General features: G+C 66.2%; 14 protein-coding genes. 9 read left to right on the top strand and 5 right to left on the bottom strand.

Annotated features, from left to right (window positions below):
• Positions 1-362 precede the first annotated feature (362 nt).
• The 6 genes from NS1_RS05030 to NS1_RS05010 all read left to right on the top strand — a co-directional run bounded on the left by NS1_RS05030 (position 363) and on the right by NS1_RS05010 (position 8,471).
• The gene (locus NS1_RS05030) at positions 363-1,115 is read left to right on the top strand and encodes a bestrophin-like domain (RefSeq protein WP_056820785.1); all 753 of its coding nucleotides are present in this window, start codon (positions 363-365) and stop codon (positions 1,113-1,115) included.
• A gap of 773 nt (positions 1,116-1,888) precedes the next feature.
• On the top strand, positions 1,889-2,035 hold the full coding sequence (locus tag NS1_RS39855) for a hypothetical protein (RefSeq protein ID WP_157125099.1): 147 nt from the start codon (positions 1,889-1,891) through the stop codon (positions 2,033-2,035).
• 260 nt (positions 2,036-2,295) lie between these two features.
• A complete protein-coding gene (locus NS1_RS05025) occupies positions 2,296-3,717 on the top strand; it encodes a family 2B encapsulin nanocompartment shell protein (protein ID WP_062982056.1) in 1,422 nt (473 codons plus the stop codon).
• 4 nt (positions 3,718-3,721) lie between these two features.
• Positions 3,722-5,998, top strand: a complete 2,277-nt coding sequence (locus NS1_RS05020) for a terpene synthase family protein (protein WP_062982054.1) — start codon at positions 3,722-3,724, stop codon at positions 5,996-5,998.
• A complete protein-coding gene (locus NS1_RS05015) occupies positions 5,995-7,386 on the top strand; it encodes a family 2B encapsulin nanocompartment shell protein (RefSeq protein ID WP_062982052.1) in 1,392 nt (463 codons plus the stop codon). The genes NS1_RS05020 and NS1_RS05015 overlap by 4 nt, the downstream gene beginning before the upstream one ends.
• Positions 7,383-8,471, top strand: a complete 1,089-nt coding sequence (locus NS1_RS05010; RefSeq protein ID WP_084503499.1) for a family 2 encapsulin nanocompartment cargo protein polyprenyl transferase — start codon at positions 7,383-7,385, stop codon at positions 8,469-8,471. The genes NS1_RS05015 and NS1_RS05010 overlap by 4 nt, the downstream gene beginning before the upstream one ends.
• 210 nt (positions 8,472-8,681) lie before the next feature.
• Here the strand turns inward: NS1_RS05010 and NS1_RS05005 are convergent, their stop codons facing one another.
• From NS1_RS05005 to NS1_RS04995, 3 genes are all read right to left on the bottom strand, one after another.
• Positions 8,682-9,110 carry a YybH family protein gene (locus NS1_RS05005; protein ID WP_062982049.1) on the bottom strand — a complete coding sequence of 143 codons (429 nt, stop codon included), beginning with the start codon at positions 9,108-9,110 and terminating at the stop codon, positions 8,682-8,684.
• A 107-nt stretch (positions 9,111-9,217) separates the two neighbouring features.
• Positions 9,218-10,159 (bottom strand): RNA polymerase subunit sigma-70, encoded by a 942-nt coding sequence (locus tag NS1_RS05000; protein ID WP_218019897.1) that lies wholly within the window; start codon positions 10,157-10,159, stop codon positions 9,218-9,220.
• A gap of 83 nt (positions 10,160-10,242) precedes the next feature.
• On the bottom strand, positions 10,243-10,914 hold the full coding sequence (locus tag NS1_RS04995; RefSeq protein WP_062982045.1) for a TetR/AcrR family transcriptional regulator: 672 nt from the start codon (positions 10,912-10,914) through the stop codon (positions 10,243-10,245).
• A gap of 64 nt (positions 10,915-10,978) precedes the next feature.
• On the opposite strand from NS1_RS04995, the gene NS1_RS04990 reads away from it, so the two are divergent.
• Positions 10,979-11,281, top strand: coding sequence for a hypothetical protein (locus tag NS1_RS04990; protein ID WP_062982043.1), 303 nt, complete (start codon positions 10,979-10,981; stop codon positions 11,279-11,281).
• Between the two features lie 409 nt (positions 11,282-11,690).
• On the opposite strand, the gene NS1_RS41505 is transcribed toward NS1_RS04990, so the two are convergent.
• Positions 11,691-11,936, bottom strand: a complete 246-nt coding sequence (locus tag NS1_RS41505; protein WP_255284423.1) for a helix-turn-helix domain-containing protein — start codon at positions 11,934-11,936, stop codon at positions 11,691-11,693.
• Positions 11,937-11,960: 24 nt separating this feature from the next.
• The gene (locus NS1_RS04980; RefSeq protein ID WP_255284422.1) at positions 11,961-12,929 is read right to left on the bottom strand and encodes an RsbRD N-terminal domain-containing protein; all 969 of its coding nucleotides are present in this window, start codon (positions 12,927-12,929) and stop codon (positions 11,961-11,963) included.
• Between the two features lie 162 nt (positions 12,930-13,091).
• Between NS1_RS04980 and NS1_RS04975 the strand changes: the two genes are divergently transcribed.
• Positions 13,092-14,534 carry a class I adenylate-forming enzyme family protein gene (locus NS1_RS04975; protein ID WP_062982039.1) on the top strand — a complete coding sequence of 481 codons (1,443 nt, stop codon included), beginning with the start codon at positions 13,092-13,094 and terminating at the stop codon, positions 14,532-14,534.
• A 90-nt stretch (positions 14,535-14,624) separates the two neighbouring features.
• Positions 14,625-16,436 (top strand): DUF3556 domain-containing protein, encoded by a 1,812-nt coding sequence (locus tag NS1_RS04970; RefSeq protein ID WP_062982037.1) that lies wholly within the window; start codon positions 14,625-14,627, stop codon positions 16,434-16,436.
• Positions 16,437-16,451: the final 15 nt, after the last annotated feature.

The raw sequence follows: 16,451 nt of genomic DNA, 5'->3' as shown, positions 1-16,451 counted from the left end.
GCGGTCGGGTCGATCTCGGTATCGACGCGTGGACGACACTCGCATTCCGTGCCAGGTTCGCCGGGATGTCGTGCCAGGACCGTCTGCGAGAGCCGCGCGGTCGACTGCCTCGAAGGAGGGTCCCGCCTGCCGATTTCGGTTATCCGGCGGTCGGTGCGGGACCTCGTCGACGGTTTGCTTGGTCATTGCGGCACCCGTGCCCGCGGCCTAATCTCGACACCGTTGGCCCCCTTGCTATTCCGTGGTTGTCGGTCGCAGGATTCTTCAGCGTGTCCTCCCTTCCTCGGAGGTGGTCCACACAAATCTTCAGTGATTTCCGGCGCGCATCATCGCCCACCTCGACGACAAAGGACTACCGAGACATGCTCTGGGAAGCACTGCTGTGGGTAATCGTGGCCGCCGGACTGGCCGGGACCGCCGCCTACTTGCTGCGCAGGCGCGGCAAGGGCCGCGACGGCGAGGCCACCAACGAGTCGGTGGGACAGGTCTTCACCCTCGTCGGCGGTCTGCAGGTGGTGCTGGCGTCGTTCCTGCTCATCGGCGTGCTCGATACCAACGCGAGCGCGGCGAAGGCCGCGTCCGACGAAGCGGACCGATTGCTCGCCCTGCAGTGGGCGGGCGACGCGTTGTCCGAACCTGCCCGCGGCACCGTCACCAGGGCCGTGCATGCCTACACCGGCCAGGTGATCGAGGTCGAGTGGCCCGCCATGACCTCCGGCGAAGATGTCGACGACAAGGCGTGGAACCAGCTGTCGACGGTGCGCACCGCCATTGCCGCCACCCCCGCCGCCGACGAATGGCAACGTTCGCGCCAGATCGCGGCGGCCGATCGGCTGTGGGAGGTCTACGAGGCCAGGCAGTCCAGGATCGAGGCCGCGGGCAGCGCGTTGTCGCCGATGATGTGGCTGGCGCTGGCGCTCGGGGCGATTCTGTCGGTGGGTTTGTCACTGCTGTTCTCCGGCACCAGCGCGCGCATTCATGTCGTCGTGGTGGCCAGTTTCGCGGCGGTGGTGACGTTCATGATCTTCACCATCTTCGAGCTGCAGAATCCCTACGGCCGCGCCGCTGCGGTCGCACCGACGGCCTTCGACGCCGTGCTGGCGCAGCTGAGGTGAAAATGACTGTGCGGAGGGGGATCTGGGCTGCCCTGCTGTCGGGGGTCGGCCTGTTCGCGCCGGGGTCGGTCGGTGCGACTCCGATGTCCCCGTCGGTCGAGCCGCCGAGTGTCGTCCTACCCCGAAGCACGCCGCGAGCTGGAACGCTCACCACCGCCCCGGCGGAACCCGTTGATACGCCTCGCGTGCCACCCGGCGCCACGACCGTGCGACCGACGCCGGGCGGGATCCCTCGATCGGTGCCTCGGTTCGAGGAACCGGATGCCCCTGACACCCGGCGACCGTTCGCGGAACCCCTGCTCCCCGGCCAGAGTGAACGGCCCGATCGACCGGAGACAACCACGCCGAGAAGGGCATTCGAGAAGCCGGTCGTTCCGCCGTTCGGCGGGCCGGAGATACCCGTTCCCGAACGCTCGTACGAGGTGCCGGTTGCTCCGGAGCGGGTACCGCCCCACGGGGGTCTGGAGTTGCCGGCTCCGGCCCGCCCGTTCGATGGACCGGAAGTGCATGTTCCGGCGCCCCGGCCTCCGCTCCCGCTGCCTGTTCCGGCGCCCCCACCCTTTCCGTTGCCTTCTCCGGCGCCGGCGCCGCTGCCCGTACCGATGCCATTGCCCTCGGCCCCGCCGCCGATAGTGCCGCCTGCACCTGAACCGTCACCGGTCCGAGAACCACCTCCGCCGCCACCACCACCGAGCGTGTCGGTCAGTCCCACGCCGCCGCTTCCGTCACCCGCGCAAGAGGCGCCGAGCCCACCCGTCCTGGTCTCCACGCCGATGAGGTTCCTTTCGCGCCCCGAGCAGGAACCAGACGCGGTGGTTGCCCAGCCGGTGGCCGTCGAACAGCGGCGCTGGGCGCTGACCGCCCTGGTGCTGATCATGGGAAGCGCGGGTGCGGCCAGGGCGGCATTGCGACGTTCGTGAGCGGTGACAGCAACTATTTCGCATCCTCGTGGCAGTGCCACGAGGGCTGATCCGACCTGGGTTGTCGCATGCCGAGATTGACTCAATGACCTTGAATATGATTAGCGCACAACAGAATTCGACTCAATCGCCCTCGAACATCGCATGCTTTCCGCTACAGTCATTTTGCCGCTATCGATAGCCGGTGGATAACTGATTCATTCGTTCCCCCGTGGTGTGTCATCTCGTTTCTCCCATGTCTCTAGAAGCAGGAAGAACTCATGACTGAACTGGCTGAACCATTCTCTGGAACCATTGCCGCCGCCCAGCTGAGCCTCAGCACTGTGGCCGCGCGAAATCTGGCAACCACCACCAAATCCGTGCCGCAGATGCAAGGCATCACCTCTCGGTGGCTGCTGAAACTGCTGCCGTGGGTGCAGGCCGACGGTGGTGTGTACCGCGTCAACCGTCGCCTCACCTACACGGTCGGTGACGGCTTGATCACCTGCTACGACACCGCGGGCCAGGCGCGGGTACTCGCACCCGATCTGCGTGAGCTGCGTCATCTGCGCCAGTACTCCGATGACGCTGCCCTGCAGGTGCTTGCGGACTCCTTCGTCGAACGGCAGTACGCGCCCGGCGACGTCATCGCCGAAGCCGGTCAGCCGGCCGAAGAGCTGGTGGTGCTCGCCCACGGCAAGGCCGACAAGCTCGGCACCGGCGCCTACGACGAGTCGACCGTTCTCGAGATCATGACCGACGGCCGGTTCATCGGAGAGCGGATCCTCGGTGCCGACGCGCAGCCGTGGGACTTCACCGTCAAAGCCGTCACCGCGTGCACCTGCCTGGTCCTCACCTCCCGCGCTCTGGCCGAGGTCAGCGCACGGATCGAAGGATTGCGCGAGCACGTGCGGGTGGCCCAGCTCGACGACGCCGTCGCCGATGAGCGGGCAAATCCCTACGGCGAGAGTTCGATCGAGCTCGCCTCCGGTCACGACGGTGAGCCGCAGTTGCAGGGCACCTTCGTCGACTACGACCTGTCGCCGCGCGAATACGAGTTGAGCATCGCGCAGACCGTGCTGCGGGTCCACAGCCGAGTCGCCGACCTCTACAACAAGCCGATGGACCAGATCGAACAGCAGTTGCGGCTGACCATCGAGGCCCTGCGCGAGCGCCAAGAAGACGAGATGGTCAACAACCGCGACTTCGGTCTGCTGCACAACGCGACACCCCGTCAGCGGATCAGCACCCGCACCGGTCCGCCGACACCGGACGACCTGGACGAATTGCTGGCCCTGGTCTGGAAGGAACCCACGTTCTTCCTGGCCAATCCGAAGGCCATCGCCGCCTTCGGCGCCGAGTGCAGCCGCCGCGGCATCTACCCGACGAGCACCGAGCTGAACGGGCATCGGGTGCCGTCGTGGCGCGGCATACCGATCCTGCCGTGCAACAAGATCGGCACCTCGGCCAGCCGCACCACCTCGATCATGCTGATGCGCACCGGTGAAGCGGCCCAGGGCGTGATCGGCCTGCGCCAGATCGGGATTCCCGACGAGTACGAGCCCGGACTGAACGTGCGCTTCATGGGCATCGACGACAAGGCGATCATCTCCTACCTGGTCAGCACCTACTACTCGGGCGCCGTGCTGGTGCCCGATGCCCTCGCCATTCTCGAGAACGTGCAGCTCGGCGCCGAGGCCTGACATCGTGCAGCCCTTCGAGCTGCCCGAGTTCTACGTCGCTCATCCCGCGCGGCTGAACGCGCACGTGGAACAAGCACGGGCACATACCAAACAGTGGGCCTACGAGATGGGAATGCTCGGCGACACCGTCGGTGGCGACGTGGTGTGGGAGGAGGCGAGTTTCGACGGCATGGACTATGCCGGCCTGTGCGCCTATACCCATCCGGAGGCGAGCGCACCGGTGCTCGACACCGTCACCGACTGGTACACCTGGGTTTTCTACTTCGACGACCACTTCCTCGATGCCTTCAAACGCACCGGTGACATGGACGGCGCACGGCGATATCTCGACCGCCTGGCCACGTTCATGCCGCCCGATGGTGCCGCGATGCCCGAACCGACCAACCCCGATGAACGTGGTCTCGCCGACCTGTGGACGCGGACAGTGCCGTCGATGTCGCAGGGCTGGCAGGAACGGTTCCGCGAAAGCACCCGGAACCTGCTGCTCGACTGCGTATGGGAGATCGGCAACATCAATACCGCCCGGATTCCCAACCCCATCGACTACATCGAGATGCGGCGCAGAGTCGGCGGCGCACCGTGGTCGGCTGATCTGGTGGAGTACGCCCGCGGCACCGAGATTCCCGAAGCCGTCGTCGGCACCCGGCCGATGCGCGTGCTCAAGGACACCTTCTCCGACGCGGTGCACCTGCGCAACGACATCTTCTCGTATCAGCGCGAGACCGAGGAAGAAGGCGAGGTGAACAACGGAGTCCTGGTGGTGGAGCGGTTCTTCGACTGTTCGCCCCAGCAGGCCGCCGACATCGTCAACGACCAGCTCACCTCGCGGATCCACCAGTTCGAGAACACCGTGCTCACCGAGCTGCCCCTGCTGTTCGACGAGCACAGGCTGGACGCGGTGCAGTGCGCGGCGACGCTGTCGTATGCGCAAGGTCTGCAGGACTGGCAGTCGGGTGGCCACGAATGGCATCTGCGGTCCAATCGGTACATGAACCGCTCCGCGGCGGCGGGACCGATGTCGTTCGGTCCCGCGGGGCTCGGCACCGAACTGGCCAGACCCGGGTTCTGGAAGGGTCTGGCCGGGCCGGGCGGAGCGCGTAGTCACCGCCAGATTCCGTTGCGCCGCACCGGGCAGTTGCCGCTGCCGGACTTCGATGTGCCGTTCGAACTGAGTCTGTCGCCGCACCTGCCCGTGGCGCGCGCGGCCAGCATCGAGTGGGCGCAACAGGTCGGATTCCACGATCCGCTGCCCGAGCTCGGTGGGCGGCAGTTGTGGGCTCGCGAGGACACGGTCGGGTTCGATTTCGCGCTGTGCTCAGCCGGTTTGGATCCCGACGCCGATATCGAGGCGCTGACGCTGTCGGCCGAATGGCTCACCTGGGGGACCTGGGGCGACGACTACTTTCCCACCGTCTTCCCACCCACCCAGGGTGCTGCCGCGATGGCCGGGGCGAAAGCCTGCAACGCCAGACTGTCGACGTTCATGCCATTGGACTTGAAAGTGGTTGGTACACCGGTCAATCCGTTGGAACGGTCACTGGTGGACCTGTGGTCGCGCACCGCGCGGCCGATGTCGCCGGCAGCGCGGCGTACGTTCCGGCAAGCGGTGGAATCCATGACCGAAAGCTGGTTGTGGGAGCTGGCCAACCACATCCAGCATCGGGTCCCCGACCCGGTCGACTACCTGGAGATGCGCCGTCGCACCTTCGGCTCGGATCTGACGATCGCGCTGTCGAAGATCGCCCGCGGCGGCCTGATACCCGATGCGGTGTTCGAGTCCACCACCATGCGCGGCATCGAACACGCCGCGCATGACTACGGCTGTTTGATCAACGACTTCTTCTCCTATCAGAAGGAGATCGAGTACGAAGCCGAGTTGCACAACGCGATCCTGGTGGTCGAGTCGTTCTTCGATTGCGACCGCGACATCGCCGCCAAGGTCGTCGACGACCTGATGCGGGCCAGAATGCGACAGTTCCAGCGACTCGTCGACGACGAATTGCCCGTCCTGTTCGAACACCACGGGCTCGACGCCACCGCTCGCGCGGCGCTGACCAGTTACATCGACGAACTGCGTGATTGGATCGCGGGCATCTTGCACTGGCATCGCGGCACCAGCCGCTACAGCCCGGAGAACCTGCACTACCCGGTCGGCAGGCAACCGCACACTGCCGCCCGCCCGGTCCACACGTGGGGACCCTCGGGTATCGGCACCGCCGCCGCCCGCATTCGTCCGCGCGTCGCCACCCATGCCACCTCGCCGGGAAGGACTTCCTCGTGACAAGCACCGCCCAGAATCCACCGACCGCCTTCGGTGTCGCCGCCGCCCGTACGCTGGCGACCACCACCAAATCTGTTCCGCAGATGCAAGGAATCACGCCCCGCTGGCTGCTGCGCATGCTGCCCTGGGTAGAGGTCGACGGCGGAACCTACCGAGTCAACCGGCGCCTGACCTACACCGTCGGGGACGGCTACGTCACCTGCACGCTGGCTAACGGCCGCTATCAAGTGATTCCGGCCGAACTGCGCGAATTGCGGGCGCTGCGCGATTTCGACGACGACGACACCTTGGTCGAGCTCGCCCGCCTGTTCACTCAGCAGGAGTTCGCGGCGGGGGAGACGATCTGCGAGTTCGGCAACGAAATCGATGCGGCCTATGTGCTCGCCCACGGCCGGGTCGTGCTGACCGGCCCCGGCGAATACGGCCAGCAGGTACAGCTCGACGTGCTCGACGACGGCAGCCACCTCGGCGCCGCCACTCTTCTCGGTGGACAAGCCATTTGGGAATACACGGCTACCGCGAACACCGCCTGCACGGTATTGGCGTTGCCGCGCGCGGTATTCGACGCATTGTGTGCCCGTGAACCCCGTCTGGCCGCCCACGTCGCCGACCTCGGAACCGCGGTCGCCGCCGAACGAACCGGTGCCGACAAATACGGTCAGGCGGCGATCGGACTGCTGTCGGGCCAGCAGGGCGAGCCGACCCTGCCCGGGACCTACGTCGACTACGACCAGCAACCGCGCGAACTCGAGCTCAGTATCGCGCAACTGCTGCTGCGCGTACACACCAGGGTCACCGACCTGTACAACAAGCCGATGAACCAGCTCGACCAGCAGCTGCGCCTGTCGATAGCAGCGTTGCGGGAACGCCAGGAACTCGACCTGCTGACCCACCACGACTACGGCCTGCTGCACAACGTCGACCCGAGTCAGCGGTTGTGTTCTGCCACCGGCCGCCCGACACCCGATGACCTCGATCGCCTGCTGGCTCGCCGTCGTAAGACCGCGTTCTTCCTCGCCCACCCCCGTGTGATCGCTCAGTTCGGCCACGAGTGCACGGCCCGGGGCATCTACCCGGATCCCACTGAAATCGAGGGAAAGCGGGTGCACGCGTGGCGCAATGTGCCGCTACTGCCCTCGGACAAGATCCCGATCTCGCCGAGCGGGACCAGCACGATATTGGCGATGCGGATCGGTGAATCCGACGACGGGGTGATCGGCCTGCGCCAGACCGGCCTGCCCGACGAAGTCGAGCCGGGCATCAACGTCCGCTTCACCGGCATCGATGATCGGGCGATCGCCTCCTACCTCATCAGCGCCAATCACGCTGCGGCCGTTCTTGTTCCGGACGCTCTCGGTGCACTGACCGAAGTGCAGGTGAATCGATGAGCACTCCGCAGGCCGCGAGCACGCCGATCCTGGCGCAGACACCCGTGACAGCACCCGCGGTGTCACCGAGCCCACGCACGGCCGCCGAGGTACTCGATCAATGTCGCGAGGCATGCTCCGCCACCCTGCACGCCGCCGTGCAGATGATGCCTGCCACGGTTCGCACTATCGTCGGCTACCACTTCGGCTGGTGGGACCCGACAGGGCGGCCGGAAAAGCACGACGGTGGCAAGGCGATTCGCCCCGCGCTTGTTCTGTCGGCCGCCCGGTTGACCGGCGGTGACGTGGCAGGTGCCGTGCGTGCGGCCGTCGCGGTCGAACTGGTGCACAACTTCTCGTTGCTCCACGACGATGTGATGGACCGAGACACCACCCGACGGCACCGCCCGACCGCGTGGACCGCTTTCGGTATCGGTCCTGCCATCCTCGCCGGCGACGCGCTGGTCGCCCAGGCCTATTCCCTGCTCGCCGCGGAGCCGAACACACCGATCGTCGAAGCGACGAACCTGATGAGCCGCTCGGTGCTGCACCTCGTCGAGGGCCAGTGCGCCGACCTGGGATTCGAGCGGCGCACCGATGTCGAGGTCGACGAATGCCTCACCATGGTCGACCAGAAAACCGGGGCGCTGTTCGGATGTTCGGCCGCCCTCGGTGGCCTGTTCGGAAACGCGGACTCCGGTGAGCTCCTGCACCTGCAAGAGTTCGGCAGGCGCCTCGGCCGTGCCTTCCAGCACACCGACGACCTGCTCGGCATCTGGGGCGACCCGCACGTCACCGGCAAATCGGTGTTCTCCGACCTGCGCAGCCGCAAGAAGTCGCTGCCGGTGGTGTTCGCACTGCGCTCGAACACCCCCGAAGCGGGTGCGCTCGCCGACCTCTACCTCCGCGAAAAGCCGCTCGACGACAGCGAATTGGTTCGCGCCGCCGAGCTGATCGAAGCCGCAGGCGGGCGGGAATGGAGTCGCCTGCAAGCGCGACAGCTGTACGAGGAAGCGATGTCGGCGATCTCGCAGGTCGGGTCCGACGCCGGAGCCCTGGCAGACCTGGACCTGCTCGCGGCGCTGGTCGCGGACCGAGACTGCTGACGCCAACGCGCGATCGGGACTCATGCCACGGCCCGGCGACTGCCCGGCCGGGCCGTGGCAGGTCCGGTAGACCGCCGTAGAACTGACGGAAGTCTTCGATGGTGCCGGTGTAGGACTCAGTGTGGCGACGAGCTTCGCTCGGGTGATTCCGTCGGGCTGCCCGCCGCCGCAACAGCGATCAGGCCGTTTGCCGTGGCTTCGACATTCGGGTTATCCGTTCAGACGCGGCTGGGGGTCTGTGACGGTTGTGTCCGGGAACGAGTGGTGTTCGTGCGCGATAACCCAGCGTCCGTGGTCCTTGCGAAGGCCAAGAGTGAGACGCAAGCGCGTATCCGGCTGTGCGGCAACGTCTTCTGGAGTACCGCAGCGCAGCAGAGCGTTCGCGTAGGCGACGTCGGCTCCCGCGGTCACGTCGAGTTCGACGATGTCGAACTGCGCGCCGCGCGCCAGCCAGGTGAAGAAGGGCGGCCAGGTTTCCCGGTAGGCGTCGATGCCGCGGACCCCGTTCTGTGGCGGCGGAACATCGAACATGACGATGTCGGCGGTGTGGTCGGCCAGTACGCGGTCGAGGTCGCGGTCACGGATAGCGCTCGCCCACGCGTGTACCAGTGTGCGGATCTGGGCCTGGTCTTCCGACATGTCGGTCTCCCTTCGATGTGCCGAGGCGCTCGGGTCTCGGCCGGTGGGGACGTCCCACTGCCCATATGACCCTGCGATGGGTGCCGAAATAATCGTCGGGCGGGAATTCAGTCGGACACGGTGCCCGGAAGTGCGAAACGGGGGAAAAGCGTCGGATCGAGGAACGACACCACGTCGGTGATCGCGCCGTCGCGCACCACCAGCACATCGAGCGCCATGGCAGTGAAAACGCGGCTGTCGGCATCCCACGAATAGGTGCCGAAGGCTGGTTGGCCATTGGCCACGGTGGGCAGGAAACGCCAGCGCCAGCGCAACGGCTCGGCCACCAGGAAGTCTCGGATGGCTGCCTGCCCGGCATACCATTCGGGCAGCGGTGGCATGGCGTACCTCGCGTCGGCGGCGAGCAGTTCGACGATGCCGTCCACGTCGGCGGCCTCCCACGCGGCCGCGTAGCGCTGGGCGAGGTGACGAGTCCGCGGATCACCCGGGTCTTGTGACGAAGTGGAAGCGTTCTGTTCGGCGTGCGCTCGAGCGCGCTGCAAGGCACTGTTGGCCGACGCGACGGTCACGTCGAGCAATTCGGCTGTCTCGTGTGCCGTAAAGCCGAGGACATCGCGCAGGATCAAGACGCCGCGCTGGAGTCCTGGCAGCTGCTGGATCATCGCCACAAAAGCTAGTTCCACGGCCTCCCTCGCTGTATAGCGAGCCTCCGGTCCCGGCTCGCCCGCACCGATACCTGGCAAGGGGTCAAGCCAGATCCGTTCGGCCGCAGGCTCATTCGGTGCGCTGTCCATCGGCAGTTCGCGGCGTCCGCGCTGCTCGAGCATGGTCAGGCACCGGTTCGTAGCGATCTTGTACAGCCAGGGCCGGAACTTCTGCGGGTCGGTGAGATTCGCACGGGAACGCCAGGCGCGCAGCATCGCCTCCTGCAAGGCGTCGTCGGCGTCGTGCACCGAGCCGAGGAGTCGATAGCAGTGCACATGCAACTCCGCGCGCAGCGAGCCGACGAGCTGATCGAACCCGGCTCGATCGAATGCGGAATCGCCCACATTGTTCACCCTGCCGATCATGGCACACCGCCGCCACCTCGACAGTCCCCGAACGTGGGCTCGGTACAGGCGGCAGTACCGGCTCAGGCGTGGGGCGCTTCGGGGTCGGTCAACAGCGAGCGGGTCCATGCGTCGATAATCCAGTCGCGGAAGCGCTCTGCCGTCCAACGGCGTTCGCCGACAAGGAGCACCCAATATTCGGTCGCGTTCATGCTCCAGAGGATGTCGGCTACCTCGTCGTCGGACAGATCCTTGCGCAGCTGCCCCGTGCTGCGCAGGTCGGCCGCGAAATCGCGCATGTTGGCGGCCCGCCGATCGCCGATTTCCGCCCATACCCGGGCGCAGGACGCGTCGCTCGTCGCGGCATCGCGCAGGGCGAGGAAGATCGGCGCGAGCCGTTGCTGGATCGCGGCCAGCGCGTGGGCGTAGATCGCGATCTTGTCTTCGGCCGATGTCGCCTGGCCGATCGCGCGAACGTACTCCCGCTGCCGGGCCGGAATCGCTTGGTCCGTGCCGGAGAGGGCGGTCTCGACGAGCTCTCGGAGCAGCACCGGCTTGCGACCGATGGACGCATAGACAGTGTCGACGGAAACGCCGGCCTCCGTGGCGATCTCGCTGACAGTGGTGGCGGCGTACCCGTTCTGAACGAACAAGCGCCGCGCGGCGTCGAGGATCGCACGACGCGTATCCGCCGCCTGCGCGGCGCGCCGCGGAGCGTTGTATCGACGCTTGCCGACCTTGACGTTCTCGTCCATGGACGCTTATCCTACCCACTATTGATCCGAACCGTATTCGGATCAATTCAGAAGGGATACGGCCATGGTCTACGCCTACATTCAAGACGTCCCTATCGGTGAGGAGCTCTACCGCCGGATCATCGAAGAGCTCGGCCCCGAGCCGCTCGACGGCTCGCTCCTCCACCTGTGCGTGCGCCGGGCCGACGGCGGGCTGCGCTACATCGACGTGTGGGAATCCGAGGCGCACTGCACTCGTGCCTTCGAAGATCGCATCCATCCCGCCGTCGACACCGCCTTCGCCGGCCACCGCCCGGGCGAGCCGGTGGTAGAGCATCTCGATGTCGTACACGCGACCGGCGCGCTCATCGACGCGCAGACTATGTGATGAGCAGCTCCTGCGATGCGTTGCGCTGGTTCGCTGTCTGTGCGGCACTGGGCATCTCGGCCGCGTGCGCGAGCACATCGGACACCTCGACCGGGGTACCGGCATCAGCGTCATCTCCTGCGAGTCTCCAGCCGACCGGCGACGGGTGCGGCGATGTCGATCAGATCAGGAACGCCGTTTCCGAGTTCGCCATCACCCGAGTCTCGATAACTGGCCAATGCACCGCCGTCACCATCGAGACTGATCTGGCCGACGGTCCGACCGGTGCTCAGACCGCACTCCGAATCTGTACTGCGGCAGCGACTGTCGCCTACACCGAGGACGTGAACAGCGTCTCCGTTGTCTCCGCCGACGGGTCCGAACTTGCCGTCGGTATCAAAGGAGCACGCTGCATCGGAGATTGATCAGCTCATCGAGGAGGGCTGTGGGGAGCGTCGGGGATGCCCAGTTGGGCGCAGGTCAGCAGAGCCACTTCGATATCGAGTCTGCGCTCGCCGAGTGGGTGTCCGAGCAGCTCCTCGGCTTTGCGCACCCGGTAGTGGACGGTGTTCTTGTGGACGTGCAGGCGGGCGGCGGCGTCGGTGTAGCTACCGCGGGCGTCGAGGAAGGCGCGGAGGGTCTCGCGTAGTCGTGCGGCCGTCTCGTCGGGGCCCATCAGCGCGCCGAGGACGCGCCCGGCTCATACCTGCATCTCGGGCACCCGGTCGGCGAACAGGGCGGTCAATGCCACGTCGGAATGGACGGTGAGTCCGTGCTCTCGCCTGGTCAGCGCGACCGCCCTGGCCCGCTGCGCGTCGCGGAAGGTCTCGCGGAACCCCTCCAGTCCGGAGGCCGGATCACCCAGGGTGATGGACAGATTCGGATGGGCGCGCAGATCGTGGGCGAGCTGTTCGGTATCGAGCACTGGTCGTGCCACCGAGGAGATCCACACCCACCGATTGTGATCGTCGACCTCCACGGTCATCGGCGTCTTGCCGGTCGCGGCAGCCAGCAAGGCGGTGCCCGCGCGCAAGGACGCGCGAGGATCGCGGGTTCCCTGGGGTGTCCACAGCATCGCGAACTGGTGCCAGCCGCGCAGGGAAGCCGACAGCATCTGCTCGGCCGAACCCACATCCAGGTCATCGGCCTCCACGACAGCGCGCACCTGCGCGGCGCGGGCGGCGTCGGTGCGCGCGTCCCAGCGGCGGCGCTCGCTCTCGTAGATGTCGATCAAGCCCTCGATCACCTGGTCGATGTAGCCGTTGACCAGGTGGGCGATGCGAGCTGCGGTGGCCATCGCCACGTCGGTAGCCGGGTTCAACTCGGCCAGCAGCGCGATCGTCCACTGGATGAACATGTTCTCGCCGAGTCGATAGGCGCGCAGCAGCGCTTCGAGCGACAGGTCGTGCTGGGCGAAGCGACGGGCGTACTCGGCGGCGGCCGGTGGGACGGTGACGTCGTCGAGGCCGATAGCCAGGGTGAGCATGTCCAGGATCGCGGAGAGGTTGGACTCGGTGCTGGCCACCATCAGCCTTCGCACTTCGTCGTCGTGCCGGAATTCGGGGATGACCTCGGTGAACATGGTGATCATCGTCGGTGACAGGTGGTTCAGGTCGGCCTTGATCCGGCCCGCCACCGCACGCACCAGTTGATCGTTGTCGTCGGCCATGGCCGCAGACAGTACCCCCCGGGGCACGGGTGCGTGGCGCTGTTTGTGCTCGTGGCACAACACGGCGACGCAACGCTGGGCTGCGGGCCCGTAGTCGGAGTCGAATGCGCGCCCTACCGTGAGTGATGTAACCCAGATCACATTCGTCACCGGTAAGGAATCATGCGACACATCGCCGAATTGCCCGAGGTCAGAGCCGTTGCCGACCCGAACGGGCACTGCATCGCCGACGACACCGACACACTGTCGAACGCGCAGTTCAGCGCTCGGGTGGACACCGCTGCCGCCGTCCTGCACCAGGCGGGCGTGCGGCCCGACGACGTCGTCGCGGTCGTGCTGCCCAACCGGGTGGACCTCGTGGTCGTCCTGTTCGCGGCCTGGCGGCTCGGCGCCGCGGTCACCCCCGTGAATCCCGGGCTCACCGACGACGACATCCGATACCAGATCGAGGACTCGGGCGCCGTGGTCGTCATCGGCGAACCGGGCAGGCCCGCGGTCACGCTCGACGTCGCGGCGCTGGCCCAGCGTGCCGATCCGGTCCCAGCCGCCGCGCCGATCGACGATCTGGCCCTGATCATCTACACCAGCGGTACCACCGGCAGGCCGAAGGGCGTGCTGCTCGGTCACGAGAACCTCGCCGCCATGTGCGCGATGATCGTCGAGTCGATCGGCCTGAACGAGACCGACCACAGCCTGCTGATCCTGCCGCTGTTCCACGTCAACGGCATCGTAACCGGCGTGCTGTCGCCGCTGCTGGCGGGCGGACGCACCACCATCGCCGGAAAGTTCTCCGCCTCAGGCTTTTTCGACACGGTCGAAGGGGTACGACCCACCTATTTCTCGGCGGTGCCCGCCATCTACGCGATGCTGGTGGCCCAGCCCGAAGGTCCTCGTCCCGACAGTTCCTCGTTGCGCTTGGCGATCTGCGGTGCCGCGCCCATGCCCGCCGAGCTCATCGCGCGGTTCGAGCAGCGCTTCAGTGTGCCGATCGTCGAGGGTTACGGGCTGTCCGAGGGAACCTGCGCATCGACCCTCAATCCCGTAGTGGGCCAACGGAAGCCGGGCACCGTCGGGCTTCCGCTGGCCGGTCAGACCGTGGCGATCATGGATGTCGACGGCGTGTTGTCGGCGCCCGGTGAACCCGGCGAAGTCGTCATTCGCGGTGCGAACGTGATGCGCGGCTACCTCGGCAAGCCGACAGAAACGGCCGCGACCGTCGTAGACGGCTGGCTGCACACCGGCGACGTCGGCTACTTCGACGCCGACGGCTACCTGGTTCTGGTCGACCGGATCAAGGACATGATCATCCGGGCCGGCGAGAACCTGTACCCCAAGGAGATCGAGAACGCGCTCTACCGGCATCCCGCTGTCCACGAAGCCGCGGTAGTCGGTGTGCCCGACGCTGTGCTGGGCGAGGTACCGGTCGCCCATGTGGTCACGGCGCCCCAGGCCACGGTCACCGTCGAAGAGCTGGCCGAGCACTGCCGTGCGGAACTCGCGGCATTCAAGGTCCCCGCCTCGATCGTGTTGACAGCGGAGATGCCACGCAATCCGGTCGGCAAGATCGACAAGAAGCAGCTGCGGGTCATGGCCGCGCGCACCTGAGCGGTTTCTCGCCGCAATGCAATTCGAACGAAAGACAGCCTTTCGGTCGCGGTCACTCGCGCCCGGAAGCAGGAAGAAAGGGATCGAGTCATGGGATTCAAGACGGGAGATTTCCCGCCGGTGGACACCGAGACATTCTTGGAATTGCCACTGCGCGAACGTATTCGAACATTGGCACTGCACTGGGCGGAATACGGATTCGGCACGCCGAAGATGATCCATACCGTGTATCTCGCGAAAGTGCTTCTGCTCTACATCATCGGCGGTGTCGCGATCGCGACGGCGACGTCGGGCACCGGCCCGTTCTGGGATGTGGCGCAGTGGTGGAACCAGCCGGTCGTCTATCAGAAGCTGGTCCTGTGGACGGTGCTGGTCGAAGCTGTCGGCGTCGCGGGCTCCTGGGGTCCGCTGGCGGGCAAGTTCAAGCCGATGACCGGCGGCATTCTGTACTTCGCCCGACGGGGAAGCATCCGATTGCGGCCCTGGTATCGGGTGCCGTTCACCAATGGTGATTCACGCACGACGGTCGATGTGGTGCTGTACCTCGGCTTTCTCGCCTCGCTGGTGATCGCTGTCGTCGCGCCGGGGCGGACCACCGCCGCACTGTTGGAAGCATTGCCGGACAACACTTCCGGGCTGGTCCGGCCGGTGCTGTTGATCGCGCCGATCGTGCTCTACATCCTGTGCGGTCTGCGGGACAAGACGATCTTCCTGGCGGCTCGCGGCGAGCAGTATCTGCCCGCGCTGCTGTTCTTCGCGGTGCTGCCGTTCACCGACATGATCATCGCGGCCAAACTGCTGATCGTGATCGTGTGGGTCGGCGCGGGAGTCTCCAAGTTCGGCAAGCACTTCACCAATGTGGTGCCCCCGATGGTGTCCAACAGCCCGTCGATGCCGTTCCGGTCGATCAAGCGGGCGCACTACCGCGATTTCCCCCGCGATATCCGACCCTCACGCGTCGCCTCGTTCATGGCCCATGTCGGTGGTACCACTGTGGAAGTGCTCATCCCGATCGTGTTGCTGTTCTCGACGAACCTCTGGCTGACCCTGGCCGGTGTCGCGATCATGGTGATCTTCCACCTGTTCATCACCTCCACCTTCCCGCTGGCCGTGCCGCTGGAGTGGAACATCCTATTCGCCTACCTCACCGTTTTCCTCTTTCTCGGCTTCCCGAATTCGGCCGGGTACGGCGTCTTCGACATGTCGTCTCCGTGGTTGACGGTCGCGATCGCGGCGGGGCTCGCCTTCTTCCCCGTGCTGGGTAATCTGCGCCCCGACCTGGTGTCTTTCCTGCCGTCCATGCGTCAGTACGCCGGCAACTGGGCCTCGGCGCTGTGGGCTTTCGCGCCGGGAGCGGAAGCCGAGCTCAACACCATCGCGCACCGCCCCGCCGACAACCAGGTCGACCAGCTGCTGGCCATGGGCTACCCGCCTGCGGTCGCCGAGATCACCATGCAGCAGACCATCGCCTGGCGTTCCATGCACAGTCAGGGCCGCGGCTTGTTCTCGCTGCTGTACAAGCACCTTCCCGACATCGATCGCTGGACCGTGCGTGAAGCCGAGTTCGCCTGCAACTCGTTGATCGGCTTCAACTTCGGCGACGGTCACCTGCACAACCTCGACCTGATCGACGCGGTCCAGGCCAGGGTCGGGTTCGCGCCGGGAGAATGGATCGTAGTGTGGGTGGAGTCGCAACCGGTCCACAAGAGCACCCAGGAGTACATGGTGGTCGACGCGGCGCTCGGTGTCATCGAACGCGGGACATGGGAGGTCGCCGACGCGGTCGAGGCGATGCCGTGGCTGCCGGACGGGCCGATTCCGCACACCGTGACCTGGCGGCGTGAAGACGTTACCGGCGCGATCGCCGTACCGCACCAGGGCGTGGTTGCTCCGGCCGAATAGCCGAGTACCGGAAAC

The organism is Nocardia salmonicida NBRC 13393 (assembly GCF_001613085.1).
GTDB lineage: Bacteria > Actinomycetota > Actinomycetes > Mycobacteriales > Mycobacteriaceae > Nocardia > Nocardia salmonicida.
Note: the sequence above shows the minus strand (reverse complement) of the source record. Positions and strands in the feature narration are given on the sequence as shown.

What these genes read in the sequence shown, in the direction of transcription:
- NS1_RS05030 (WP_056820785.1), top strand. Translation starts at nt 363, where the DNA reads ATGCTCTGGGAAGCACTGCTGTGGGTAATCGTGGCCGCCGGACTGGCC.
- NS1_RS39855 (WP_157125099.1), top strand. Translation starts at nt 1,889, where the DNA reads ATGAGGTTCCTTTCGCGCCCCGAGCAGGAACCAGACGCGGTGGTTGCC.
- NS1_RS05025 (WP_062982056.1), top strand. Translation starts at nt 2,296, where the DNA reads ATGACTGAACTGGCTGAACCATTCTCTGGAACCATTGCCGCCGCCCAG.
- NS1_RS05010 (WP_084503499.1), top strand. Translation starts at nt 7,383, where the DNA reads ATGAGCACTCCGCAGGCCGCGAGCACGCCGATCCTGGCGCAGACACCC.
- NS1_RS05005 (WP_062982049.1), bottom strand. Translation starts at nt 9,110, where the DNA reads ATGTCGGAAGACCAGGCCCAGATCCGCACACTGGTACACGCGTGGGCG.
- NS1_RS04995 (WP_062982045.1), bottom strand. Translation starts at nt 10,914, where the DNA reads ATGGACGAGAACGTCAAGGTCGGCAAGCGTCGATACAACGCTCCGCGG.
- NS1_RS04990 (WP_062982043.1), top strand. Translation starts at nt 10,979, where the DNA reads ATGGTCTACGCCTACATTCAAGACGTCCCTATCGGTGAGGAGCTCTAC.
- NS1_RS41505 (WP_255284423.1), bottom strand. Translation starts at nt 11,936, where the DNA reads ATGGGCCCCGACGAGACGGCCGCACGACTACGCGAGACCCTCCGCGCC.
- NS1_RS04980 (WP_255284422.1), bottom strand. Translation starts at nt 12,929, where the DNA reads ATGGCCGACGACAACGATCAACTGGTGCGTGCGGTGGCGGGCCGGATC.
- NS1_RS04975 (WP_062982039.1), top strand. Translation starts at nt 13,092, where the DNA reads ATGCGACACATCGCCGAATTGCCCGAGGTCAGAGCCGTTGCCGACCCG.
- NS1_RS04970 (WP_062982037.1), top strand. Translation starts at nt 14,625, where the DNA reads ATGGGATTCAAGACGGGAGATTTCCCGCCGGTGGACACCGAGACATTC.